Origin of the sequence: Parerythrobacter lutipelagi (genome assembly GCF_005434975.1) — a bacterium.
GTDB classification, from domain to species: Bacteria; Pseudomonadota; Alphaproteobacteria; order Sphingomonadales; family Sphingomonadaceae; genus Parerythrobacter_A; species Parerythrobacter_A lutipelagi.
This window is the reverse complement of the sequence record NZ_SKCJ01000002.1, coordinates 1,106,638-1,130,768: the sequence shown is the minus strand read 5'-3', so window position 1 is coordinate 1,130,768 and position 24,131 is coordinate 1,106,638. Positions and strand designations below refer to the sequence as shown.

The 24,131-nt window shown below is 58.7% G+C and carries 20 protein-coding genes and 2 tRNA genes; 8 read left to right on the top strand and 14 right to left on the bottom strand.

The window, feature by feature from the left end:
• The first annotated feature begins 71 nt into the window (after nt 1-71).
• The gene (locus E0502_RS13770) at nt 72-1,643 is read left to right on the top strand and encodes an amino acid permease (RefSeq protein ID WP_137678821.1); all 1,572 of its coding nucleotides are present in this window, start codon (nt 72-74) and stop codon (nt 1,641-1,643) included.
• 76 nt (nt 1,644-1,719) lie between these two features.
• Here E0502_RS13770 and E0502_RS13765 read toward each other — a convergent pair whose 3' ends face one another.
• Nucleotides 1,720-2,202, bottom strand: coding sequence for a pyridoxamine 5'-phosphate oxidase family protein (locus tag E0502_RS13765; RefSeq protein WP_137678557.1), 483 nt, complete (start codon nt 2,200-2,202; stop codon nt 1,720-1,722).
• A gap of 125 nt (nt 2,203-2,327) precedes the next feature.
• Between E0502_RS13765 and E0502_RS13760 the strand changes: the two genes are divergently transcribed.
• Nucleotides 2,328-3,113, top strand: coding sequence for an ImuA family protein (locus E0502_RS13760; RefSeq protein WP_192895962.1), 786 nt, complete (start codon nt 2,328-2,330; stop codon nt 3,111-3,113).
• On the top strand, nt 2,998-4,602 hold the full coding sequence (locus tag E0502_RS13755) for a DUF6504 family protein (protein ID WP_137678556.1): 1,605 nt from the start codon (nt 2,998-3,000) through the stop codon (nt 4,600-4,602). Before E0502_RS13760 ends, E0502_RS13755 begins: the two co-directional genes overlap by 116 nt.
• A gap of 5 nt (nt 4,603-4,607) precedes the next feature.
• Here E0502_RS13755 and E0502_RS13750 read toward each other — a convergent pair whose 3' ends face one another.
• Both E0502_RS13750 and E0502_RS13745 read right to left on the bottom strand, forming a co-directional pair.
• A complete protein-coding gene (locus E0502_RS13750) occupies nt 4,608-4,916 on the bottom strand; it encodes a hypothetical protein (protein ID WP_137678555.1) in 309 nt (102 codons plus the stop codon).
• A 41-nt stretch (nt 4,917-4,957) separates the two neighbouring features.
• Nucleotides 4,958-5,683: a carbonic anhydrase gene (locus tag E0502_RS13745; protein WP_137678554.1), complete on the bottom strand. Its 726-nt coding sequence runs from the start codon at nt 5,681-5,683 to the stop codon at nt 4,958-4,960.
• 218 nt (nt 5,684-5,901) lie between these two features.
• On the opposite strand from E0502_RS13745, the gene E0502_RS13740 reads away from it, so the two are divergent.
• The 3 genes from E0502_RS13740 to E0502_RS13730 are packed head-to-tail and all read left to right on the top strand — an operon-like array spanning nt 5,902 to nt 12,185.
• Nucleotides 5,902-7,146, top strand: coding sequence for a putative DNA modification/repair radical SAM protein (locus tag E0502_RS13740; RefSeq protein WP_137678553.1), 1,245 nt, complete (start codon nt 5,902-5,904; stop codon nt 7,144-7,146).
• Between the two features lie 7 nt (nt 7,147-7,153).
• A complete protein-coding gene (locus E0502_RS13735) occupies nt 7,154-8,608 on the top strand; it encodes a UdgX family uracil-DNA binding protein (protein WP_137678552.1) in 1,455 nt (484 codons plus the stop codon).
• A 1-nt stretch (nt 8,609) separates the two neighbouring features.
• Entirely contained in the window at nt 8,610-12,185 is a 3,576-nt protein-coding gene (locus tag E0502_RS13730; RefSeq protein ID WP_137678551.1) for an error-prone DNA polymerase, read from the top strand.
• 39 nt (nt 12,186-12,224) lie between these two features.
• Here the strand turns inward: E0502_RS13730 and phoB are convergent, their stop codons facing one another.
• The 9 genes from phoB to recJ all read right to left on the bottom strand — a co-directional run bounded on the left by phoB (nt 12,225) and on the right by recJ (nt 20,559).
• A complete protein-coding gene (gene phoB, locus E0502_RS13725; protein WP_137678550.1) occupies nt 12,225-12,914 on the bottom strand; it encodes a phosphate regulon transcriptional regulator PhoB in 690 nt (229 codons plus the stop codon).
• Between the two features lie 68 nt (nt 12,915-12,982).
• Complete coding sequence (gene phoU, locus E0502_RS13720) at nt 12,983-13,654, bottom strand: phosphate signaling complex protein PhoU (protein WP_137678549.1); 672 nt, start codon at nt 13,652-13,654, stop codon at nt 12,983-12,985.
• A complete protein-coding gene (gene pstB / locus E0502_RS13715; protein ID WP_240049168.1) occupies nt 13,654-14,400 on the bottom strand; it encodes a phosphate ABC transporter ATP-binding protein PstB in 747 nt (248 codons plus the stop codon). Before pstB ends, phoU begins: the two co-directional genes overlap by 1 nt.
• 38 nt (nt 14,401-14,438) lie before the next feature.
• Nucleotides 14,439-15,689 (bottom strand): phosphate ABC transporter permease PstA, encoded by a 1,251-nt coding sequence (pstA, locus tag E0502_RS13710; protein ID WP_137678547.1) that lies wholly within the window; start codon nt 15,687-15,689, stop codon nt 14,439-14,441.
• The gene (gene pstC, locus E0502_RS13705; protein WP_137678546.1) at nt 15,682-17,067 is read right to left on the bottom strand and encodes a phosphate ABC transporter permease subunit PstC; all 1,386 of its coding nucleotides are present in this window, start codon (nt 17,065-17,067) and stop codon (nt 15,682-15,684) included. Before pstC ends, pstA begins: the two co-directional genes overlap by 8 nt.
• 162 nt (nt 17,068-17,229) lie before the next feature.
• A complete protein-coding gene (locus E0502_RS13700) occupies nt 17,230-18,423 on the bottom strand; it encodes a sensor histidine kinase (RefSeq protein WP_137678545.1) in 1,194 nt (397 codons plus the stop codon).
• A 71-nt stretch (nt 18,424-18,494) separates the two neighbouring features.
• Nucleotides 18,495-18,569: transfer RNA gene (locus E0502_RS13695), tRNA-Glu, on the bottom strand.
• Nucleotides 18,570-18,613: 44 nt separating this feature from the next.
• Nucleotides 18,614-18,688, bottom strand: a tRNA-Glu gene (locus tag E0502_RS13690).
• A gap of 83 nt (nt 18,689-18,771) precedes the next feature.
• Nucleotides 18,772-20,559: a single-stranded-DNA-specific exonuclease RecJ gene (recJ, locus tag E0502_RS13685; RefSeq protein ID WP_137678544.1), complete on the bottom strand. Its 1,788-nt coding sequence runs from the start codon at nt 20,557-20,559 to the stop codon at nt 18,772-18,774.
• Between the two features lie 81 nt (nt 20,560-20,640).
• Here recJ and E0502_RS13680 point away from each other — a divergent pair, with 81 nt between their 5' ends.
• Both E0502_RS13680 and E0502_RS13675 read left to right on the top strand, forming a co-directional pair.
• A complete protein-coding gene (locus tag E0502_RS13680) occupies nt 20,641-21,132 on the top strand; it encodes a flavodoxin family protein (RefSeq protein ID WP_137678543.1) in 492 nt (163 codons plus the stop codon).
• 62 nt (nt 21,133-21,194) lie between these two features.
• Nucleotides 21,195-22,001, top strand: a complete 807-nt coding sequence (locus E0502_RS13675) for a hypothetical protein (protein WP_137678542.1) — start codon at nt 21,195-21,197, stop codon at nt 21,999-22,001.
• Nucleotides 22,002-22,004: 3 nt separating this feature from the next.
• On the opposite strand, the gene E0502_RS13670 is transcribed toward E0502_RS13675, so the two are convergent.
• Together E0502_RS13670 and E0502_RS13665 are read right to left on the bottom strand one after the other, a co-directional pair.
• The gene (locus E0502_RS13670; RefSeq protein WP_137678541.1) at nt 22,005-22,970 is read right to left on the bottom strand and encodes an NAD(P)H-dependent flavin oxidoreductase; all 966 of its coding nucleotides are present in this window, start codon (nt 22,968-22,970) and stop codon (nt 22,005-22,007) included.
• A gap of 70 nt (nt 22,971-23,040) precedes the next feature.
• Nucleotides 23,041-24,081 (bottom strand): amidohydrolase family protein, encoded by a 1,041-nt coding sequence (locus tag E0502_RS13665; RefSeq protein WP_137678540.1) that lies wholly within the window; start codon nt 24,079-24,081, stop codon nt 23,041-23,043.
• Nucleotides 24,082-24,131: the final 50 nt, after the last annotated feature.

Sequence of the window (24,131 nt, the reverse complement as noted above, 5' to 3'; positions counted from 1 at the left end):
CTTGCAGTAAATTCAGCGGACCGGTCGTCAGGGCGGGAATGTCCCGCTGCGGATCTGGTGGATTCGTGCGTATGCTATTGGATCGGGTTAAGCCGCTGGATGCTATATTGGCGACAGCGCAGAAGAAGTCGTTGCATCGTTCTCTCAGCGGCCTGCAACTTATGTTATTCGGAATTGGATGCATCATCGGGACGGGTATTTTCGTTCTGACAGCTGCTGGCGCGCAAAAGGCTGGACCGGGCCTGATGCTGGCGTTCGTAGTTGCCGGAGCGGTCTGTATCGTGGCTGCGCTCTGCTATGCAGAGGTCGCAGCCATGATACCTGTCGCGGGATCGGCTTACACTTATTCCTACGCTTCGGTCGGCGAGTTTTTCGCATGGACTGTTGGGTGGGCCTTGATCCTCGAGTATGCCGTCGCGGCAAGCGCGGTTTCAGTGGGTTGGTCAGGATACTTCAGTGGGACGATCCTGAACGAGTTCTTTGGAGTACAGCTTCCACCTTGGCTAAGCGCTGGTCCCTTGGCGCTTGGTGGCGCCCCCGGAGGATTGATCAATTTGCCGGCGCTGATCATTGCATTGCTAGTGACCTGGCTGCTTATGATAGGCACGAGTGAGAGTGCAAAGGTCAACGCTGTTCTCGTTGCGATCAAGGTCGCCGCGTTGACTGCCTTTATTGCTTTGACACTAAGCAGCCCCGAATTCGATGCGAACAGGTTCAATCCGTTCTTGCCAGCCGGTGTGTTCGGCGGGGTTGGATCAGGGCTTGGAGCGGTCGGTGCAGCGGCAACAATTTTCTTCGCCTACGTTGGGTTTGACGCGGTATCCACAGCCGCCGAAGAGACAAAAGACCCGCAGCGCAATGTACCGCTAGGGCTCATTGGATCGCTGTTGGTCTGCACAGTGTTCTACATTCTTGTTGCTGCAGGCGCGATTGGCACGATTGGCGGGCAACCCATAATGGGACCTGGCGGCATACCTTTCCCGGCAGGTTCGGAAGAACTGGCCCGTCAATGTGCACTACCTCAACATGCGATGGCGCTTGTCTGCTCCGACGAGGCGCTGGCGCATGTTCTGAGGCAGATAGGTTTCTCGGGGATAGGTAACATGCTCGGCATTGCTGCCTTTCTGGCTCTCCCGTCGGTCATCCTCGTTTTGATCTTCGCTCAGACGCGGATTTTCTTCGTCATGAGCCGCGACGGATTGCTGCCTGAAAAGCTCAGCGCTGTGCATCCAAGGTGGAAGACGCCTCATATCGTTACGGCTTTGACCGGACTGGTCGTCGGTGTCGGGGCGGCATTTTTTCCGGTCGGCCTTCTCGCCGATTATGCCAATGCCGGTACGCTTTATGCGTTTTTCATGGTGGCGGTGACTGTCATGATGCTGCGTAAGACCGATCCTGACAGACTTCGCCCGTTCCGTATGGCAGGGGTGTGGATTGTGGCGCCTCTGACTTTGTTCGGGTGCGTTTTCCTGTATGTAAATCTTCCGATCGAAGCAATGCTGGTTCTCCCGGCTTGGGGCCTGATCGGCATCCTTATCTACTTCCTGTACAGTCGGAGCCGCAGTCATCTTGGGCGCGGTATCATAGAGGTGGTGGACGATGTCGCGGGTAAGGAAGCGATGATTCCGATCGATCCTGATTAGCTTCGGTCTGGAGTTTGAGATATGTAATCAGGGCCGCTCTCGTTAGAGACGCGGCCCTGATCTTGAGTTAGATTTATTACAATGCGGTTTCGGTGTGTTTGTCCTTCACATCGTCATGCACGGTCTTGCCGAGTGCCATCTTGGCGACGGTCAGCAGGCTGAAATCGCCGTTCCAGATTTCCGCATCGCCCAGGTCCATGCGCAAGAACAGGATATCGGGGTCGTCTTTCCCGCCATCGTACCAGGCTTCGACGAAATTGTTCCAGAACTGGTCGAAACGCTCCTGGCTGGTTTCGACTGACAGATTGCCGTGGAAGCGGGCGAACATCTTGTGGTCTTCGCCTTCAAATGTTGCGGTTGCGGCCCCCAGCTTGGCGAAGCTGCTGTTTTTCTGAGTGAAGAACCAGATTGCGCTGTCGGCATCCTTGTCCAGCTGCGCGCTCATAGGAACGGCTGTTGTCGGATCGCTGTCAAGCTGGAGGAAAAGAAAGGGAGAGTCGGCGAGAGCAGTCCAGAATTTGGTCTTCAACTCGTCGGCATTTCCATTGGCGTGCTTCATTGTCGGGCTCCTGTTTGGGTGTGCTTTCAAAACATTGCAGCAGCGTGTTTGTTCCGCTGGCGAGGGGAGGACAGATAGTGACAAGAGGAATTGCGAATCATCCGAAAATAGAACATATATAGAACATGAGTGATTCCTTTTGCGTTCTGGCCGGGCAATCCATGCTCTCGGCCCGCGATCTCGTTGCCTCTTCGGCAGCGCGGGCGGCGCAATGGCGCCCGGGCCTGAAAGCTGCCTCGAACAGCGAGGTTTTTGCAGCCGGGAATGATGCCAGCGGCGGATCGGCTGCGCTTGCATTGGCACTCGATGAACTTCGGCAGCTGGATCAGGGCCCTTTGGCGGAAGCGGAAGATCGCCGGGCTGTCTTGTGGGTTCAGGATCGCGCTTCGGTCCGCTTGACCGGGCGACCTTACCGTCCGGGCTTGCCGCAGGCGATACGTCACCGGGTGATCCATGTCATGGCGGAGAAGGTCGAGGATGCGCTGTTCGCGCTGGAAGAGGGGCTGCGCTGCAGGGATCTCGCCTGCGTGATCGGAGAACTTGCAGGCAATCCGCGCGCGCTCGATTTCACGGCGTCACGGCGGCTCAGCCTTGCGGCAGAAAAGCACGGGGTGCCGCTGTGGCTGGTGCGCATTGATGCGGCGCGCGACCTCTCTTCCGCACGAATGCGCTGGCAGGTGAAACCAGCTGTGTCGCATGCGCCGCAATGGAATGCACAGGCGCCGGGTCAACCCCGGTGGCATGCCGAACTTTTCCGGGCGCGAAGCCACCCTCCCGGCAACTGGATATTGAGCGATGACGGACAGACCCTCACCGCCGATCGCACCGTCAGCGCTTCAGGAAAAAGGGCAACCGCGCCGCATCCTGTCGGCATGGCTTTCGCGGCTGGCGGTCGATCGCTGGCGGGCTAGCGAAGGATGCGCGCGCGGGGAGGGAGCAGACGCGCAGCCGCTCGTGCTGATTACAGAGACGGCCCATGGTCCGCGGATAGAAGCGGTCAACGAAGCCGGGCTTGCCGCAGGTGCGCGGAGAGGCATGATGCTGGCCGACGCACGCACGCTGTGTCCGCAGATCGCGGTCTCGCCGAGCGATCCGGCAGGCGATCTCGATTTTCTCGAGCAGCTTGCTCTGTGGGCGCAGCGATGGGGGCCATGGAGCGCGCTCGACACGCCGGACGGCATACTGGTCGACGTCACTGCGGTGGCCCACCTGTTCGGCGGCGAAACGAAGCTGCTGGCGGACATGCAAACGGGTTTCACTGAGCGCGACCTGGCCGTGCGGCTCGCCATCGCACCAACGGCGGGCGCGGCATGGGCACTCTCGCATTTCGGGCCGGAACGCGCGATTCTGAATCCTGATGACGATGCCGAGGCGCGCCTCTCCGAATTGCCTATAGCGGCGCTGCGGCTCGATGACGATGTGCTGACGACGCTGCGCCGCCTGGGCCTCAAGCGTTTGGCGGAGCTCGCCACTGTCGGCCGCGACGCGCTCCACCGCCGGTTCCGCAATCGCAAGTCGCCCGCAGCCAATCCGCTCGTCCGGATGGACCAGCTGCTGGGGCGTGTGCCTGAACCGCTGTTGCCGGTCGTTCCGCAGCAGGTTCCTCTGGTGCAGCGCAGACTGGTCGAGCCGATCCGGCACCGCGATCTGCTCGATCGGGTGTTGGCCGATCTGGCAGAGGATATGGCGCGTGAACTTGAGGGGCAGGCGCATGGCGCGCGCCGCCTGGAACTGGGCCTGTGGCGGGTTGACGGCGAAGTGGCTGTGCGTGCTCTTGAACTGTCCGCCGCAACCCGCGATCCGGCGCATATCTGCCGGCTGTTTGCGGCCAAGCTCGACGATGTCGACGCCGGGTTCGGGATCGAGATGGTGCGACTGCGGGCAAGCTGGGCCGAGCCGCTGGCGCTGGCGCAAGGCGATATCGAAGCGCGTGCCGAGGTTCATGGAACTTCGCTGTCCGCTTTCATTGATCGGCTCTCGGTCCGGCTCGGCAACAAGGCGATTTCACGCCCGGTCCCTTTTCCCAGCCATATCCCGGAACGAGCACAGCGTTGGCAGCCGCCTTTGGATCCGGAGACGGCCAGTCAGGAAGAGCTGCGATTTCACGCTCGCCCGCTGAAATTGCTCGACCGAGCAGAGCGCATTGCGGTTCTGTATGCCACGCCTGACGGCTATCCGCAGCGGTTCCGCTGGAGAGGGCAGGTGCACGAGGTTGTGCGGGTCGAGGGGCCGGAGCGGATTGCGCCTGAATGGTGGCGCGAGAAGTCGACTGTACGTCTGCGCGACTATTACCGGATCGAGGACGGGGAAGGGCGGCGATACTGGATTTACCGCCATGGTCTGGTCAGTGACGGGCGCGGAGGATTGCCCGACTGGTTCCTGCAGGGATTATGCGCCTGACATGATCAGTTGCCTGCGATCGGAGAACTGAAAACGCCGACAGCCAATTCGGCCCAAATGATCGCAAGAACCACCAGAACGATCCCGGCCAGGGCAAGTTTCACCAATGGTGATTTTGCAAACCGCAAGACACAATCGACCGCCAATGCTGCCGAACCGAACAGAACCGCAGCGACCAGAAAGTCAATGAGGCCCCAACTCACTTCATCGGTGATCAGCATGGAAACGGCGGGAATGAGGAGCAGCACCGGAATGCTGCCCCATAATGCCCATCGCCAAGGTGCGCTGTGCCGCTGCTTTGAAACTCTATCCATAATCGGAAGGCATAAGTCGAAGCAGCGGCATCAGCAATAAGTCAGTGTCCCGGCGCCACCAGGAGGCGGTTGCCGAGAGGCTGAAGTGAGCGTGCCGTAGGGCCAAGCTCTTCGGTCAGCGCGGCGATCTGATCGGCACTAGCGGTCATCGTCGCTTTCGCCACGTGCCAGTTCACGCCTTCGCTGCAAGGCGGCGTAGTGAGCGAACCCATGTAGCGATAGACACTCAGATCATCGGGGATCATGGCGGCCGTGTCGACGGTCAGATCTGCACCGCTACCCTCTTCCATTGACGCGACGAGACCCTGAAGGCCTGCGTTGACTGCGCCTTCTTCGAACATGACGCCAAGCACACCAAGCTCACCAGCATCGGTCGCGTGGACGAAATGCGCAACCAGCGGATAGCGCTTGCCATTGATGGCGTGCTCAGAAGGTGTGTGGAAATGGACCTGCAGCAGGTTGAACTGCTTGCCGCCGGACATCATCCCCTGACCCGCAGGAAAATCGAGCTGCACTTTCTCTTTGGCCACAGCCAGCGTTGCGGCAGTTGCGCCATAATTGGTGGTGACAGTGACCTGACCATGCGCCTTGTGCTGAGAGAGATCGACAGGCGATTGCATGAGACCAGAATCACAAAGTGAATACTGGCTGTTCTCAAGCGACCAGCGCTCCGGCATTTCGCCGTCGCCGAAATTCCAGTCCTTGTCGGCAGCTATCGCCGGTGTCGCGAGGATCGCCAATGCGGCTACTGAAGTAACGAATTTCATTTTTCAACTCCCTGGTTAGGGAGTACATTCGAGCCTCCCTGTAAGTGAGATTGGGGGGCATTTGCCCGCACAATCACGTCCGACATCACGAGAGTATTCTCGCCAGAGGGGCCCGGTCCGTGGCGCATTTACGCGGAACGGGGGAATTGGTTCCAACTGAAATCATTTTTTTCGCCATGGCTGTAGCCACCGCTGTAAAAAGAACATATAAAGAACATATGGGTCAGATATCAACCATCGAGAAGCTTGCGATTCTTGCCGATGCCGCGAAATATGATGCGTCCTGCGCGTCATCCGGCACCGCCAAACGCAACAGCAAGGGCGGGAAAGGTATCGGTTCGACGGAAGGCATGGGTATCTGCCACGCCTACGCCCCGGACGGACGCTGCATCTCGCTGCTCAAGGTGTTGCTGACCAATCACTGTGTGTTCGACTGCCATTACTGCGTCAATCGCAAGAGCTCGAACGTGCGCCGCGCGCGGTTTTCACCGCAGGAAGTCGCAGACCTCACGATTGCATTCTATCGCCGCAATTATATCGAAGGGCTGTTCCTGTCGTCGGGCATCATCAAAAGCTCCAATTTCACGATGGAACAGATGGTCGAGGTCGCGCGCATCCTGCGCGACGAGTATGATTTTCGAGGGTACATCCACCTGAAAACAATTCCGGAGGCAGATCCGGAACTGGTCTATCAGGCAGGGCTCTATGCTGACCGGGTTTCGATCAATGTCGAGCTTCCGACCGATAGCGGGCTGACCCGCCTCGCTCCGGACAAAAGCGCGCGCCAGATCGAAGGCGCGATGGCCAAGACCAAGTCGGACATCGTCGAAGCCAAAGATGCAAAGAAGCGGTTCCGCCACGCGCCCAAGTTTGCCCCGGGCGGTCAGTCGACACAGATGATCGTTGGCGCGGATGGTGCAAACGACGCAGATATTGTCGGCAAGGCGAGCCGGCTGTATGATGGTTTCAGGCTGCGGCGCGTGTATTATTCGGCTTTCTCGCCGATCTCTGATGCCAGCGCTGTGCTGCCGCTCAAACGCCCGCCTTTGATCCGCGAACACAGGCTGTATCAATCCGACTGGTTGATGCGGTTCTATGGCTACACGTCGAGCGAAGTCATGCAGGCGACGGGCGACGACGGCATGCTGCCGCTCGACATCGATCCCAAGCTGGCCTGGGCGCTCAAGTTTCGCGACACTTTTCCGCTCGATGTCAATCGCGCTCCGCGTGAGCAATTGCTCCGTGTGCCGGGTCTTGGCGTCACGGCGGTGAACCGGATCATTGCAGCACGGCGTCACCACACTCTGAGACTCGATGATGTCGCGCGGCTTACTCAATCGATTGCCAAGGTACGCCCGTTTATCTGCACAACCGATTGGCGACCGTCTCTGTTGACGGATCGGGCGGACCTGCGCCGTCTCCTTGCGCCCAAGCAGGAGCAGCTGGAACTGTTCGCAGCATGAGGGCGTCATGACCGCGATGCAGAATGTGAAGCTGGGGGCCTATTACTCGGTCCACTTGCCGGAGCCGGACGATTTCGATTTCTGGCGTGATCGTGCACGGCAACTCATCCAGTGCGATGTTCCGCCCGACCGTGTGTCGTGGATCGAGCCCGGCGGTACATCGGACCTGTTCGCGCAGGATGGGCCTTCGCGCAGCAAACAGCGGCTGCCTGTGCCCGATGTGGATGCACGCCCGGTGCGGGCGAACCGCCGTTTCCTGAGCGTCGCGAAGAACGCGGCGCTGCATTCCGATGCCGAACGATTTGCGCTGCTTTACCGGCTGCTATGGCGCTTGCAGGCAAACCCGAAATTGATGGAGGACAAGAGCGATCTCGACGTGCGCCGGGTTGAGGAACTCGACAAGAATGTCCGGCGTGACAGCCACAAGATGCATGCCTTCGTCCGGTTCCGCCTGGTTGAAAGCGACGAAGACGAGGCGCAGGATCACTACATCGCCTGGTTCGAGCCTGAACACCATATCGTGCGCGCGAATGCCGGTTTCTTCATCCGCCGCTTCGCCAACATGAAATGGTCCATCCTGACGCCCAAAGGATGCCTCCACTGGGACACCAAGGCATTGTCCGAAAGTCCGCCGGCCGAACGATCCGATGCGCCCAGTGGTGATCCGACGGAAGACTTGTGGCGCAAATACTATGCGTCGACTTTCAATCCGGCGCGTTTGAAAGTTGGCGCAATGGTGAAGGAAATGCCCAAGAAATATTGGGCCAACTTGCCTGAGGCTTCGCTGATTCCGGAGCTGGTGGCGGGCGCCCAGAAGCGGGAGTCGCAAATGGTCAGCGATGGCGCACGCGATTTCGAAGAGCGACCCGATACACTCGCTGCTATTGCGACTGGGATCCATCATTGCCGCAAATGTCCCATCGGTCAGTTGGACAACCACGCTGTCATGGGCGAGGGACCGCATGACGCGACCTTGATGATCGTCGGCGAGCAGCCGGGCGATCAGGAGGACCAGGCAGGGCGCCCCTTTGTCGGCCCGGCAGGACAATTGCTCGACCGGCATCTGGAAGCGGCCGGGATCGATCGTACGGCTGCTTACGTCACGAATGCGGTCAAGCATTTCAAGTTCGTCCAGCGTGGCAAGCTGCGGTTGCACCAGTCGCCGACTGCCAAAGAAATCGACACCTGCCGCTGGTGGCTCGAAAGCGAACGCGCGATCGTGCAGCCCAAGCTGATCCTTGCGCTGGGCGCGAGCGCGGCGCGCGGGATGCTCGGGAAAACCGTGAGCATTTCGAAAGCACGCGGCGCGCCGCTGCCGCTTGAGGACGGGAGCGAGTTGTGGATTACCGCGCACCCTTCCTACCTCTTGCGGCTCGATGGGGATGCTGCGGTACAGCAAGCGCGCCTGTTCGCTGCCGATCTTGCCGCAGTGAAAAAGCGGTTGGAGGAGCTGGCCGCGTGATATGCCCGAAGCACCGCTCACACCCGACAAACGGCGGATCGAACTTGATCCGGACCTGATCGACGCGCCACCGCGGGCGGCTTTCGTCGAGCTCGGGCTGCTCAGTTGCTTCACATTCCTGCGCGGGGCGAGCGATGCGGTCGACCTGGTCATGACCGCCAGACAACTTGGCTACGACGCAATCGGGATCGCCGATGCCAATTCCATGGCCGGTGTTGTGCGCGTTCATAGCGAAGCAAAAACGCTTAAGTTGAAGCCGCTTATTGGGTGCCGGATAGAAACAGTCGAGGAACTTGCTCTCCTTGCCTACCCAAGGAACCGCATGGCTTATGGGCGTCTGTGCCGTTTGATCTCCGCCGGCCGGATGCAGACTCTCGACGGCGAGTGGCAGGCGAAAGGTGCATGCGAGATCAGCCTTGGGATGCTGGCGGAGCACAGCGAGGATGTTCAGCTGATCTTGCTGCCTCCGCGAGACTTGGATCATCGCTTTACGATTGAAATCGAGAGCAACATCATCCCGTTCCGTTCTTCGGAGCGGCAAGACGCGGCATTCCAGAATGACAGTCTGAATGAGGGGACGGTTAGTTTCAGCGGAGATATCTCGGAAATTCTACCGCACATGGCACGCCAGCTGCCGACGTTGCGACACCTCGCCGCCAGCTATCTCCATACAGGTGATGATGTCGCCCGTATCGACCGGCTCGATGCGCTGGCAAAGGCAAACGGCTTGTCGCTGCTGGCCACCAACGATGTGCATTATCATGCGCCGCAGCGCCGTCCGTTGCAGGATGTGATGACAGCCATACGTCACAAGACAACGGTCAGCCGGGCAGGGCACCTGTTGCATGAAAATGCCGAGCGCTATCTCAAACCGCCCGAGCAGATGCTGCGTTTGTTCGACCGTTGGCCGCATGCCATCGCGGCGGCGCGCGAAGTGGCCGACGACTGCAACTTTAGTCTTGGTGAATTGCAATATGAGTACCCTGAAGAAACCTACCCTGACGGCATGACGCCGCAGCAATTCCTTGAGAAATCGACTTATATTGGAGCAAAGGACCGTTACCCGGCCGGTATACCAGAGACTGTAAATGCAACGCTGCAGCGCGAGCTCGAATTGATCTCAAGGCTCGATCTGGCGCGTTATTTTCTCACCATCAAGGACATCGTCGACTTTGCGCGCGGGCAGCAGCCCCCGATCCTGTGCCAGGGTCGGGGTAGCGCTGCCAATTCGGCCGTTTGTTACGTGCTCGGCATCACCAATGTTGACCCGGCTAAGCATGCCTTGCTGTTCGACCGCTTCATTTCCGAAGAGCGCAAGGAACCGCCCGATATCGACGTCGATTTCGAGCATGAGAGGCGGGAGGAGGTCATTCAGTATCTTTATCGCCGGTATGGCCGCCATCGTGCGGGACTGTGCGCCACGGTCATCCATTACCGCCCGCGCATGGCCATCCGCGAGGTTGGCAAGGCGATGGGCCTGTCAGAGGATGTGACCAGCGCGCTGGCCAAGACCGTGTGGGGCGGTTGGGGCCGCGAGATCGGCGAAGCACATGTTGCCGAAACCGGTATGGATGTAACCGATCCTCATTTGCGCCGGGTTCTCAAGCTGACCGAGCAAATGATTGGAATGCCCCGTCATTTATCGCAGCATGTCGGAGGGTTCATCCTCACCGACGGTGCGCTGACGGAAACCGTGCCGATCGGCAATGGTGCGATGCCCGATCGCAGCTTTATCGAATGGGACAAGGATGACATCGAGGCGCTCGGTATACTGAAAGTCGATGTGCTGGCACTGGGTATGCTGACTTGCATCAGGAAATGCCTCGATCTGCTTGAAAATCATCATGAAAGGCGTTTGGAACTGGCCACGGTGCCGCGTGAAGATCCTGAGACCTATGCCATGCTCCGCAAGGGGGATTCGCTCGGTGTATTCCAGGTCGAAAGCCGGGCGCAGATGAATATGCTGCCCCGCCTGCGCCCTCGGGAGTTTTATGATCTTGTGATTCAGGTCGCGATTGTTCGCCCCGGACCAATTCAGGGCGATATGGTCCATCCTTATCTCAAGCGCCGTCGCGGGGCGGAGAAAGTCGCCATTCCCAAGCCAAGCCCCAGCCATGGTCCGCCAGACGAACTTTCCAGCATTCTGGAGCGCACGCTGGGTGTGCCGATCTTTCAGGAGCAAGCGATGAAAATCGCGCTCGATGCAGCGAAGTTCAGCGGTGCCGAGGCCAACCGGCTGCGCAAGGCTATGGCGACCTTCCGCAGCCGGGGTATGGTCGACGAATTGCAGGACATGATGGTCGAGCGGATGGTCCACAGGGGATATGAGCGCGATTTCGCCCAGCGTTGCTTCAACCAGATCAGGGGGTTCGGCGAATACGGCTTTCCTGAAAGCCATGCCGCGAGCTTCGCGCATCTTGTTTACGTGTCGAGTTGGCTCAAATGCCACTTCCCGGCGGCCTTCGCCTGCGGCCTGCTCAACTCGCAGCCAATGGGGTTCTATGCCCCGGCGCAGATCGTGCGCGATGCAAGGGAGCATGGAGTTGCCGTGCTCGCGGCAGACATCAATCATTCGCAATGGGATTGTACGCTGGAAATGGTGGGTGACGCCGCGACGGATTGCCGCGACGAGGGCCGGCTTGACCGACACATCGCCTTGCGTCTCGGCTTGCGACAAATTGACGGCCTGCCCGAACATATTGCCGCGAATATCGTTGCAATCCGCGAGGAAACAGGACTTTACGCTGACGTCATGGCGCTACGTGACCGCGCGGCTGTGCCACCAGCGCATGTGGAACGACTGGCCAGCGCAGATTGCTTCGGCTCGATTAATCTGTCGCGGCGTCAGGCCTTGTGGGATGCGCGCAGTCTTGTCGCCGGCCCCGATCTGCCGCTGTTCCGCCATGCCGATCAACGCGATGAAGGCGCAGAGAAGTCTGCCACGCGCTTGCCTGCAATGCCGCTGTCGGAGGAAGTGGTCACCGATTATCAGACCACCCGCCTGAGCCTGAAGGCGCACCCTATGGCATTTCTGCGCCCCGGCCTTGCCGAACGCGGCTTTGTGCGTGCCTGTGACCTGCGGGACCGCAAATTCCGGTCGATGGTGCAGGTTGCCGGCGTGGTCCTGATCCGCCAGAGACCGGGCAGTGCGAAGGGTGTATGCTTTATCACGCTGGAGGATGAGACTGGCGTGATAAATCTCGTGGTCTGGCCGGATCTCAAGGAAAAACAACGCCGTGTGGTTATGGGCTCACGCCTGATGGAAGTGCGTGGGCGCGTGGAGTATGACGATGAGGTGATCCATGTCATCGCCCAGCACATGACCGACGCCAGTCAGGAGCTTTATCGCCTGTCGGACGACATGCTCAACGCACCGCTGGCGAGGGCAGATCATGTAAGCTCTCCGCTGCCATCAGGAAAAGCAAGTCCGCGTAATGACTTAAGGGAAGGTCTTGACGATCCTTATCGTCCTGTCGAACCTTGGCAGGAACCGCCCAGCGGCAATCGGGATTGCGGATTCCGGCAGGGTCATCCGCGCGATGTCAGGATCATACCCAAATCGAGAGACTTCCATTGAGTCCCGGCCATTGGTCAGTGCTGCACCGCAAAGATGCCGTTAGACTGACTCAAGCGCGTAGCCCGCAGACCTTATTGTCCGGATTGGATCCTCTGCACCTTCGATTTCAATTGCCTTGCGCAGGCGCCTGATGTGCACATCGACCGTGCGCAATTCGATGTCACTACCGGTACCCCAAACGCCATCGAGCAATTGATTGCGGCTGAACACACGCCCCGGGCTCTCCAGAAAAAACTTGAGAAGCCGGTACTCGGTCGGGCCAAGATGCAGGGCGCGTCCATTCCGCTCGGCCTTGTGCGAAACCGGGTCCAGACGAATGCTTCCTACTGTGATCGCTTCGCCCGCGAGGGCCGGGCGGATCCGCCGCATGACGGCTGCCACCCGAGCCAGGAGTTCGCGCGGACTGAACGGCTTCGTCAGATAGTCGTCTGCCCCCGTTTCCAGACCGCGTATCCGGTCATCTTCCGCTTCACGCGCTGTTAGCATGATTATCGGAACATGCGCTGTTTCCATCGAACGGCGAAGGCGGCGGCAGACTTCGATTCCGCTGGTCCCCTCGATCATCCAGTCGAGAATAATGAGATCCGGAATATCTTCCGATGCCAGCAGCAGCGCTTCGTCGCCATCAGGCGTGACACGCACATCATAGCCTTCGTTCTCGAATCGAAATTCGAGCAATTCGGAAAGTGATGGATCATCTTCGACGAGCAGCAGTTTTGCGTTGGGCATGGCCTCAGCCTCGGTTCTTGTCGTCTCTCATCGCACCAGGTTTGTTACGGTGTCACGACAAAGACGCATCACGCCGTGTCGTCGTCGGGGGGATACGAACCGGTTGCCGCGAAATGCACCATCTCCGCCACATTGGTCGCATGGTCGCCAATCCGCTCAATATTGCGCGCCACGAAGAGCAATTGTGCAGCGCTCGAAATGATCTTCGGATTCTCGACCATATAGCTGACAACATTGCGAAAAATACTGTTGTAAAACGCGTCGACTTTCTCGTCCGTCGCGATGACCTCACGGGCGAGCACCGGATCACGCGAAGCATAGGCGGTCAGTACATCATGGACCATTTCGGCGGCAATTTCGCCCATTGCAGGGAGCAAAGTAAGCGGCTCGAATGTACCGCGCCCCTCGATCTTGCCGACACGTTTCGCGATATTCTTCGAATAATCACCGATCCGCTCGACCACGCCGGCGATCTTGAGGGCTGCAATCACTTCACGCAGATCGTCTGCCATAGGCGCACGAAGAGCAATGATCCGCACGGCAAGTTTGTCGACTTCCGATTCTAGAGCATCGATCTTCTTGTCCCGCTTTACTACGCCTTCTGCGAGTTCCTGATCTCCGCGGACCATCGCGTCGAGCGATTCCTGGATCGACAGTTCGGCGAGGCCGCCCATTTCGGCAATCAGGCCGCGCAGCCGCGTAATGTCTTCATCGAAAGCTTTGACTGTATGTTCCGACATTAGCCGTACCGCCCTGTGATGTAATCCTGCGTCCGCTGTTCGAGCGGAGTTGTAAATATGTCCGAAGTGCGCCCGTACTCTACCATTTTTCCGAGGTGGAAGAACGCCGTGCGTTGCGAAACACGCGCAGCCTGCTGCATCGAGTGAGTGACGATAACAATTGCATAGCTGCCGTTCAAATCGTCGATCAGCTCTTCGATTTTTGCCGTCGCAATCGGATCGAGGGCTGAACATGGCTCGTCCATCAGGATGACTTCAGGGTCGACGGCAATCGCGCGAGCAATGCAAAGACGTTGTTGCTGCCCGCCCGAAAGGGCCGTTCCGCTGTCTTCCAGCCGATCCTTTACCTCTTCCCACAGGCCTGCCCGCCGCAGCGAATTCTCAACCACCTCGTCGAGCTCGGTCTTGCCCTGTGCGAGTCCGTGGATTTTCGGCCCATAGGCGATGTTGTCGTAAATCGACTTCGGGAAGGGATTCGGCTTTTGAAAGACCATCCCGACACGTGCGCGCAATTGCACCACGTCCATACCCGAAGTGTAAATGTCGTCACCATCCAGGGTGATCTCGCCTTCGACCCGGGCTGAGGGAATCGTATCGTTCATGCGGTTGAGCGAACGAAGGAAGGTCGATTTCCCGCAACCGGATGGCCCGATAAACGCGGTCACATATTCGGTCGGGATATCGATCGATACGTTGTCGATGGCTTTCTTGTCGCCATAATAGACGGACACATTGCGCGCGCCCATTTTTGCGGTCGTATCTTCGAGGTTTTCGTGGACTACGGTCACCAGGTTTTCTCGAACTTGTTGCGAAGATAGATGGCGAGGCCATTCATCAGCAGGAGGAAGAGCAATAGCACAATGATAGCAGCCGAGGTCCGTTCAACGAAGCCCCTGTCGATTTCATCGGACCAAAGGAATATCTGCATCGGGAGCACCGTGGCTGGCGAAGTAAAGCCATCAGGTGGCGTTGCAACGAATGCGCGCATTCCGATCATCAGCAGAGGCGCGGTTTCGCCCAAGGCACGGGCCATCCCGATAATGGTCCCGGTCAGTATCCCCGGCAGGGCGAGGGGCAGCACATGATGGAACACGACCTGCACCGGACTAGCACCCACAGCGAGCGCGCCATCCCGAATGGAGGGAGGAACAGCCTTGATCGCGTTTCGCCCGGAGATCACAATCACCGGCAGCGTCATCAGCGCCAGTGTCATACCCCCAATCACTGGAGCTGATCGCAGGTTGGGAAAGATGAACAGGAATACGGCCAGGCCAAGCAGGCCGAAGATGATCGAGGGCACTGCGGCTAGATTGTTGATCGAAAGCTCAATCAAATCGGTCCAGCGATTTCTTGGTGCATATTCTTCCAGATAAAGTGCGGTCATCACTCCGATCGGGAAGGCAAGTGCAAGGGTGACGATCATCGTCAGCATCGATCCCTTGAGCGCGCCCCAAATTCCGACCGATTGCGGGTCGGTCGCATCGGACCGCATCAGAAAACCTTCATCGAAATTGTTCGCAATCTTGCCGGAAGCCTCAAGCTCAGCGGCCAGTGATTGCAGATCCGGCAAACCCTGCCCGGAATAGGCCGACGCCAGCCCGGGGCTGGCGGGCAACCAGAAGGTTTTTGAACTGGTTGCCAGTGTCGGATCGTTGATGATCGCAGTGGCCACTTCACGCCACGCATTGCTGTTGAGTTCGGCCGCGCCTTCAGGGCCGAGCGCCGCTTCCGCGCTCATTTGCACGATGTCCGGCAGACCCTGCGCTTCAAGGCGCTGTGCGGCGTCCTGTTGCGCCAGCAACGCCGGATCCGTCGGTAGGCCCGATTGTGTGAAATCGATCGGCACTGCGAGTTCTGTGCGCTGGAACCCGCCTACGCCATTCACAGTCATATTGATCAACAGGAAGGCGAGAATCAGGACGGAAAAAACAATCGCTCCCAGTCCGAGCAGCTTGAAGCGCCGCTCTGCGGCATAGCGTTTGCGCAATCTCGCTTCGAAAGCGGGTGTGCGGGTGGGTTGGATACGCTCACTCATAAGCTTCGCGGAACCTTCTGACGACACGCAGTGCCACGAAATTGAGCGCTAGAGTGACAAGGAAAAGAACAAAGCCGAGAGCAAATGCGCTGAGCGTCGTATGATGTTCCGTACTTGCTTCTCCGGTCAACATTGCAACGATCTGGACAGTAACGGTGGTCATCGAGTCCAGAGGATTTGCCGATAGGTTGGCCGCGGTTGAAGCGGCCATCACCACGATCATCGTTTCACCAATAGCCCGGCTGATCGCCAACATGATACCTGCAACGATGCCCGGAAGGGCTGCAGGAATCAGGACACGTTTGATCGTCTCCGACCTGGTTGCACCCATGGCGAGGCTCCCGTCACGCATCGCGGATGGGACCGCTGTGATCGAGTCATCCGCCATTGAAGAAACGAACGGTATGATCATCACGCCCATCACGAGGCCTGCTGCCAGCGCGCTTTCACTCGATGCGCTCGTAATGCCGATGGCATGGGCCACATCCCGGATCATTGGCGCGATAGTAAGCGCAGCAAAATAACCGTAAACCACGGTCGGCACGCCAGCGAGAATTTCGAGCGCTGGTTTGACCCAGCTACGCAGTTTCGGATTTGCGTATTGCGTCAGATAGATTGCGCCCATCAAACCAAGCGGGATCGCAACAATCATGGCGATGATAGCGCCGATAAATATCGTCCCCCAGAAGAGCGGAATTGCGCCGTAGCGGGTGGCATCCGGGTCGGACGCGCTGCTCATCGGATCGGGGTTCCACATAGTCCCGAAAAGAAAGTCGAGCGGACTGACCATCTCAAAAAAGCGATAGGTTTCGAAGACAAGGCTGACGACGATGCCGAGTGTCGTCAGGATGGCGACCAACGAGGCGATCAAGAGGGCAGCCATGACCGCTTTTTCCACCCGCGTCCGGGCAGTGAAATCCGGGCGCAAGCGAAGAAAGGCATATGCTCCGGCGACGAAACCGATGATCAATGCTGCCACTACGCCGACGATATTGTAGTAAGAGATAGCCGCTCGAAACGGTTCAATCAGCGGGCGCGCCGCATCGTTGAATACGCCTGATGATGCGCCTGATGCGACGGCTTGTGCTTCCCTCAGCAAATTATCCCGCTGGAATCCAAAAGCCGGCAAATCGGCCGCTGCAGAAGTCGACAAAACGGATTGCAGGACCAGGGACGGCGAAATGATCGACCAGAGAACTGCGAACAGGCTGACCGGTACGACAATCCAGAGTGCGACGTACCAGGCATGGTAAGTGGGCAGGGCGGCAAGCTGCCTGGGGCCGACCGACTTGCGGAAGGCCCATGCGCGCGAGCGGCCTGCAATCCAGCCGGCAAGCCCCAGGCCCAGAGCGAGCAGAAAGAGCGTCGCGGTGGACACTCAGCGCGCTCGCTCGATTGGCCAAACCGTGGGCCTGCTAATTTCGCTTAAGGTCATTTTCTGGTCAAAAGCCCAAGTTGCATGGCGAAGCGGGTAACGGCGAATCCGCTCGCTGCCCATAGCCGCGTAGGCTCTGCTTGTGGAAGTTTTGTGACGGGAATGTTACGAACCTTCCGCTGCTTCGGCCGGTCGGGGGAACCGAACCGTAAAGGTGGTGCCCTGGCCACGCTGGCTGACGATGTCGAGCCGGCCAGCATGGCGCTCCACAATATGTTTTACGATTGCGAGGCCGAGGCCAGTACCCCCGGACGCACGACTGCGCCCTGGATCCGTCCGATAGAACCGCCGCGTCAAATGCGGGATATGCTCGGCAGGAATGCCGTCACCCTGGTCACTCACCGATAGCCTTGGCTCACCGGATTCAGTGATATCCAGCCGGACTGACACGGGCTTGTCATGCGCTCCATATTTCAACGCGTTATCGACGAGATTGCGAACGAGTTGTTCCAGCTGTCGCGGATCGCCAAGGATCGCCGGTTCATCCGAAAATTCGAGCTGCAACCTCTGCATCCGTTCCGCGCCTGCTCCGTCACCGGCCGCCTTCTCGACCAATGGTCTCAGATTGACAGTGTCTTGTGGCCGGTCATGCTTCTCGGCCTCGACACGCGACAGCGACATCAGGTCGCTGACCAGGTTCTGCAATCGCTTGGCTTCGCTTTGAATTGTACCCAGAAATTTCTGGCGTTTCTGTGGGGTTATCGAATCTTCACTTTCAATCAGCGTCTCTACGTAACCGATAATCGATGCAAGCGGTGTGCGTAGTTCGTGACTGGCGTTGGCGACAAAGTCGGTATGCGCCCGGCTAATATCGACTTCTGACGTAAGATTGATCAGTTCGATCACCGCAAGATCGTCGTCCAATTGCTGGCGATTGAACAACCATTCGTCACGGCGCCTTGCCAACCCGCGAATGCGTGTTCGCCCGTTGGCCTGTGCGTCGATCAACTTGATCGCACCGGGCTGCCGAAAAGCAACGCGTGCATCCTGATCGAGAACATAATTGCCAAGGACTTTTCGAGCCGTCTTGTTTGCGACAATTATCCGGCTTCGTTTGGTCAACAGGATTGGCGTGCCGGAATTTTCAATCAAACGGGCAAGTCGCTGTGCGTCATAGGCCTCGACCTCGGTTACACGCTGGATTTCCGGCGGGGTCCAATGTGACAGCCAGATTGTCCCAAGCCAAACGAACAACACTGCGCATGTCAGAAGGAATTGACCGGTCGCGGCGACGAGCACCAGAGCCGTGGCTATGGCTAGACCAACTCCGGGCCAGGGGAAGGCTCCACGCGGCTGCATCGCTTTCGCCCATAGCGAGCCGTGCCCGCGTGTGCCACAGCAAAGCGAAAAGATTCCCGGGTTCGAAGAAATGGTGACCCCTACGGGAATCGAACCCGTGTTTCAGCCGTGAAAGGGCCGCGTCCTAACCGCTAGACGAAGGGGCCAAATTTGTGGCGCAAAACAACACCAGAAACAGGACCGCCACCGATGGTGACCCCTACGGGAATCGAACCCGTGTTTCAGCCGTGAAAGGGCCGCGTCCTAACCGCTAGACGAAGGGGCCATCCCGTTACCGGGTCGGTGGCGTGGCGGCGCAATTAGGGGCGCTGGCTGGCTGCGTCAAGCCTCGATACGCGGGTTTTCGCGCTAGTCGGCCCAAGCTGCGTCTTCCAAGTGAAGCTCTGCCGCCGGCCTCGCACCCCAGTCGTCGATCTTCGCACGCCCGGCAAGCCAAAGCTTTCGACCCTTGGCACCATGCAGCAACGCTTGGCCCCAATCGGTATTCGCGGCGCGAAACGCGATAGCCTTGAGCGACCCTCCGTCCTCGCCGCTTACGATCAACCGGAGATGATCGGTGCCGACAATATCGGCTTTGATGAGGCGAACCGGGCCGACCGCAACTTTGGGCCCCGGCCAGCCTATTCCGTATGGCCCAGCCAGTTCAAGCGTCTCAACCAGATCAGGCGACAGGCCGCGGGTCGTGACAGCGAGGTCGAGCTTGAGCGCTTGCGACATCTGAGCCTTGCCCACAGCTGTAGCGAGGCGGTCATCCAACCAATCGGCAAAAAGGTCCAGCTTGTCAGCCTCGACCGTGAGACCAGCGGCCATCGCGTGCCCACCACCGGCAACCAGCAGACCGACTTCCCTGGCCGCTATGATTGCTGCGCCGAGGTCTACCCCGGAGATGGAGCGGCCTGACCCTTTGCCTTCACCGGTTTGTTCATCGAGTGCTACGACAAGCGATGGCTTGCCGGTTTTTTCCTTTATGCGGCCGGCGACAATACCGATCACACCTGGGTGCCATCCTTCGCCGGATAGCACCACGACCGAACGATTGTGCTGCTGCGCGATCTGCTCCTCAGCAGCTTCCTGAACCGCAGCTTCAATCGCACGTCGTTCTTCGTTCAAGCTTGAAAGCTGCTCAGCGATCTGCCGCGCCTCTTCAGCGTCTTCTGTTGTCAGCAACCTGACACCAAGAGTCGACTCACCCACGCGGCCACCAGCATTTATCCGCGGGCCGAGAGCGAATCCGAGATCGCTGCAAGCAGGGGCCCGCTTGAGGCGGCTTGCGTCGATCAGGGCAGACATTCCGGTGTTGGCGCGCTTGCCCATAACCTTCAATCCCTGCGCGACGAAAGCACGATTCAGCCCATGCAGCTGAGCCACGTCGGCGACAGTTCCAAGTGCTACCAGATCAAGCAGCGAGAGCAGGTCCGGCTCTTCGCGATCCTTGAAATAGCTTTGGTTTCGCAAAGTCCGGACCAGGGCGATCGCAAGGAGGAAGGCGACTCCGACCGCTGCTAAGTGCCCGTGCGATGCCGCCTCGTCACCTTCGTCCAGCCGGTTCGGATTTACCAATGCTGCCGCCTTGGGGAGCTCAGGGGCGCATTTGTGATGGTCGACCACGATGACGTCGACTCCTGCGTCGTGGGCCATTTGCAAGGCTTCGAACGCCATCGCGCCGCAATCGACGGTGACGATCAGCGTCGAGCCCTGATCTGCCAGTCTCACCAGCGCTTCACCGCTTGGCCCGTAACCTTCAAGCAGCCGGTCAGGAATATAGTAGTCGGCACCAACGCCAATCATCCTCAACAGCCGTATGAGCAAAGCCGCGCTCGTTGCTCCGTCGACATCGTAATCGCCGTAAATGGTCATCCGTTCACCTGCGATGACGGCCTGTGCCAATCGCTCGGCCGCGCTATCCATATCGCGGAACAGAGAAGGGTCGGGCAAAAAGTCGCGGAGTGTCGGATTGCGGTGCCGTTCAAGATCGTCCCGGGCGACCCCACGTGCGAGTAGCAGCTGGGTTACGACGTCATCGATCCCGCTGCCGGCGCCCGAACCGAGATCCATATTGCCATGGCGCCACTGCCATGACTTGCCGGAAAGAGAGTTCGAAACGCCGAAAACCGGTGAAAGAGTGTTTGATGCCATGATGGTCAGCTACATTGGTATCGACCTCACTGCAAAGCGCCGTGATTTGACAATCGACAGTCAAGCCGTGACGAAAGTCCGATGAGCAATGCGGAGAACACGCTTCTGATCGCCTGGCATAGCCGGACAGGTGCCAGCAGAGCCATGGCGTTGGCGGCTGCGGAGGGCGCAGGTGAGATTGCCAGGCTCATTCCTGCTGCCCAAGTGACAGAAGCCGATCTGCTTGAGGCTTCAGGCTACTTGTTCATCTGTCCGGAAAATCTCGCCAGCATGTCCGGAGAGATGAAGGAAATGTTCGACCGGACATATTATGCCGTTCTCAACAGAATAGAGGGGCGCCCGTTTGCAACTGCCATAGCTGCCGGTTCCGACGGCGAAGGCGCTCAGCGCCAGATTGATCGAATCGCGCGAGGCTGGAGATTACGGCGCGTCGCAGATCATTTGATTGTCATTACAGGTGCTCAATCTGCAGCTGAAATCGCTGCTCCCAAAACATTGCCTGCGGCGCAATTGTCGCAATCTCGCGATCTCGGGCATTCGCTTTCCGAAGGGCTCAGGCTGGGTATTTTTTGAATTGGTGCAGGAAAGAATCATCCATTTCGGAACATTAGCTTTTGCGGGACTCGACCTACGCAATGATTCGCGCCAAGTGTGTAATATTGGAATGTTTGGGGAGGGGCGCGGTCATTCCAAATCTTGCGGATAGCCATGAAAGTGAAGACGGGACGGCGCTTTTTTTGCTGTTCCCGCGGGGGCAGTGCCCGACATCTGCCGCATTGACCGAAACGGTGGAGCAGTATCCAGCTCTGACGATTAGCGCGAATGCAGATCCTTCCGACGACAATGGAGCCTGGATTGCCGAACTCCTGCTGGATGGCCTGACATTCGACTTGACCTCAGTCGGTGACCAAATTCCCGAATGGAGGCGCGCTGTTGGCTTTGGTGATTGCGCAATGGTCGGTGAATTGGAGGCGCTGTGCTTGAGGCTGGGACCACATCTGTCGGGCGGCGAATCAATTCTTCACGTGGTCAGAGGCTGGATGAATTGCGGGCGGCTGCTTGGGGGGATGTTTCCATCGCTGCTTGGTTATGTATGGCCCTCGGCATCTCTGGCCATTGGCGCAAACCTGTTCGAGAGATCGGTCTTGGCCTGGGCTGACAGAGGCTTGTTCCCCGCACAGTGTCTTGTTGCGTTCGAAGTGACCGATGATGGAGCAATCAGAAGCAGAGGGCTTGCCCATTTGATTGGGCAGGAAATGCGGCTTGCTGCGACCGTGCATGACGGTCTGGAACATGGCGAGCGCCTGAGTTCGATCATCGCCGCCCATCTTGCCGTTACCGGCAAGCTTGAGTCCTCAGAGATGCTCACTGCTCATGATGGCTTCCCCTTGCAATTGACGCCCTCTGCGGACGGCCAATTGATCGAAATCATCCGCGGATAAGCGTCAGCTTTTTTCTGCCAGCTCCTGTTTCGCTGCCAGATATTCCTGCTCAAGCCGATCCACGCGATCAGCAACGGTGTCCACGGCGTCGACCATGCCGACCCCTTGGCCCGAGCCCCAAATGTCTTTCCACGCCTTGGCCTTGGTGTTGCCCCCAGAACCGAAGTTCATTTTGCTTGGATCGCTCTCAGGCAGATTTTCGGGGTCGAGGCCGGCCTTGACGATGGATCCTCGCAGATAATTGCCATGTACCCCGGTGAAGAGGTTGGAATAGACGATGTCTGCCGCTTTGCTTGCCACGATTTCATCTTTGTAATCTTGGTCTGCATTGGCTTCGACGGTCGCAATCCATGGCGATCCGATGTAGGCAAAATCCGCACCCATGGCCTGGGCTGCCAGAACCGAGCGACCGTGTGCGATCGAACCTGAAAGCGCGACGAGACCGCCGAACCAGCTGCGGATTTCCTGCATTAGCGCGAAGGGAGACTGAACTCCTGCGTGGCCGCCAGCACCAGCCGCAACTGGTATCAGGCCGGTTGCGCCCTTCTCGATGGCTTTGCGTGCGAACCGATCATTGATGACATCGTGAAGGGAGATCCCGCCCCATTTGGTGACTGCGCTGAAGATGTCTTCCCGCGCGCCGAGAGACGTGATGACCATGGGCACCTGCCACTTGGCGCAGACTTCCATGTCTTCTTCCAGCCGGTCGTTCGACCTGTGGACGATCTGGTTGACGGCATAGGGCGCTGCCGGTCGGTCGGGATTGTCGCGGTTATGCGCCGCCAGTTCCTCGGTAATCCGGTGCAGCCACTCGTCGAGCACTCCCGATGGCCGGGCATTCAGCGCTGGAAAAGACCCAATGATCCCGGCCTTGCATTGTGCGATGACCAGATCAGGCCCCGATATGATGAACAAGGGCGAGCCAATGACAGGCAAACGCATGCGGTCGAACGGGGCGGGAAGGGCCATTCACTAACTCCGTGGCAAACTGAAACGAAACGCTGCCTATTGCGCGGGACAGACCCTGTCGAGAGTGACGTTACGGAAGCAAGTTTTCGATTCGGTAGAACCGCGCCGCGTTTCCAGCATAAAGCGCAGCTTTATCGTCAGCGGAGTGATGCTGGGTGATCCGTTTGAAAGCGTTCCAGAGAACCGGATAGCTCGCACCCCACCGATCGACAGGATAATTGCTCTCGAACAAGCCGCGATCCGTTCCGAATGCATCAATGCAGGTTTCGATATAGGGCCGCCACATTGCTGCCAGCCTCTCCGAACCGACACCTTTGGCGGGGCCATCTTCCGGCATGCCGCAGAACGCCATGGCCAGGCCGCCAAGCTTGACCGAAACGTTGTCGCATTCGGCCAGTTGGTGGATCGCCTTGCGCCAGCGATCAAAGTGCTCGTGCAGGGTACCGCGGTAGCTCGCGATGTTGAGCGGTGTGCCGCAGTGATCAAGCATGATCGGCTGATCGGGGAATGCCTTGGCCAGATCGATCACATCGCCGATCTGCGGCTCAAGTACCCAGGCATCGAAAGTGAGACCAAGCTTGCCAAGATGGCTAAATCCCTCGCGAAATTTCGTATCGCGATAGAGCTCCGCCGGCGCATGGAATGGCGCCCCAAGGACCGCCGGATCGGCGTCCCACGCTCCCTGATGGCGGATACCTTTGAAGCGCCCGCTTGCCGCTATCAGTGCTTCGAGTACCGGGCGAGCTTCGTCGCCGAGCGTCAAATCGGCATGCCCGATGATCGCATGGCAAGGCCGGCCATTGCCATACAGCCCGCTTGCGCCCTGTGCAGCGACGCCATCGACAAACTCGACTTCGCCGACGACCTTCTTGTCCTCGCCGTAAACCGGGTTGTAGAACGCCCCGCATTCCATGAAGCATGTACCGATTACATTGTGGCCTGACTGCGTGTCAGCCTGCAAAGCGTCAAAGGTGTAATATGCCGCATCGACCAGCGTTTCGATGAACGCGTGCCTCGGTTGGGGGAAAACTTCGATCAGCGGCCGCAGGTCCCACAAATGGTGGTGCGGGTCGATGATCGGCAGGTCCGGTTCGAGAATCGCTTCGGTCATGTTCGTTCATCCTCTCCGCTGCTTGACTGAACAAATGGAACACATGGAAC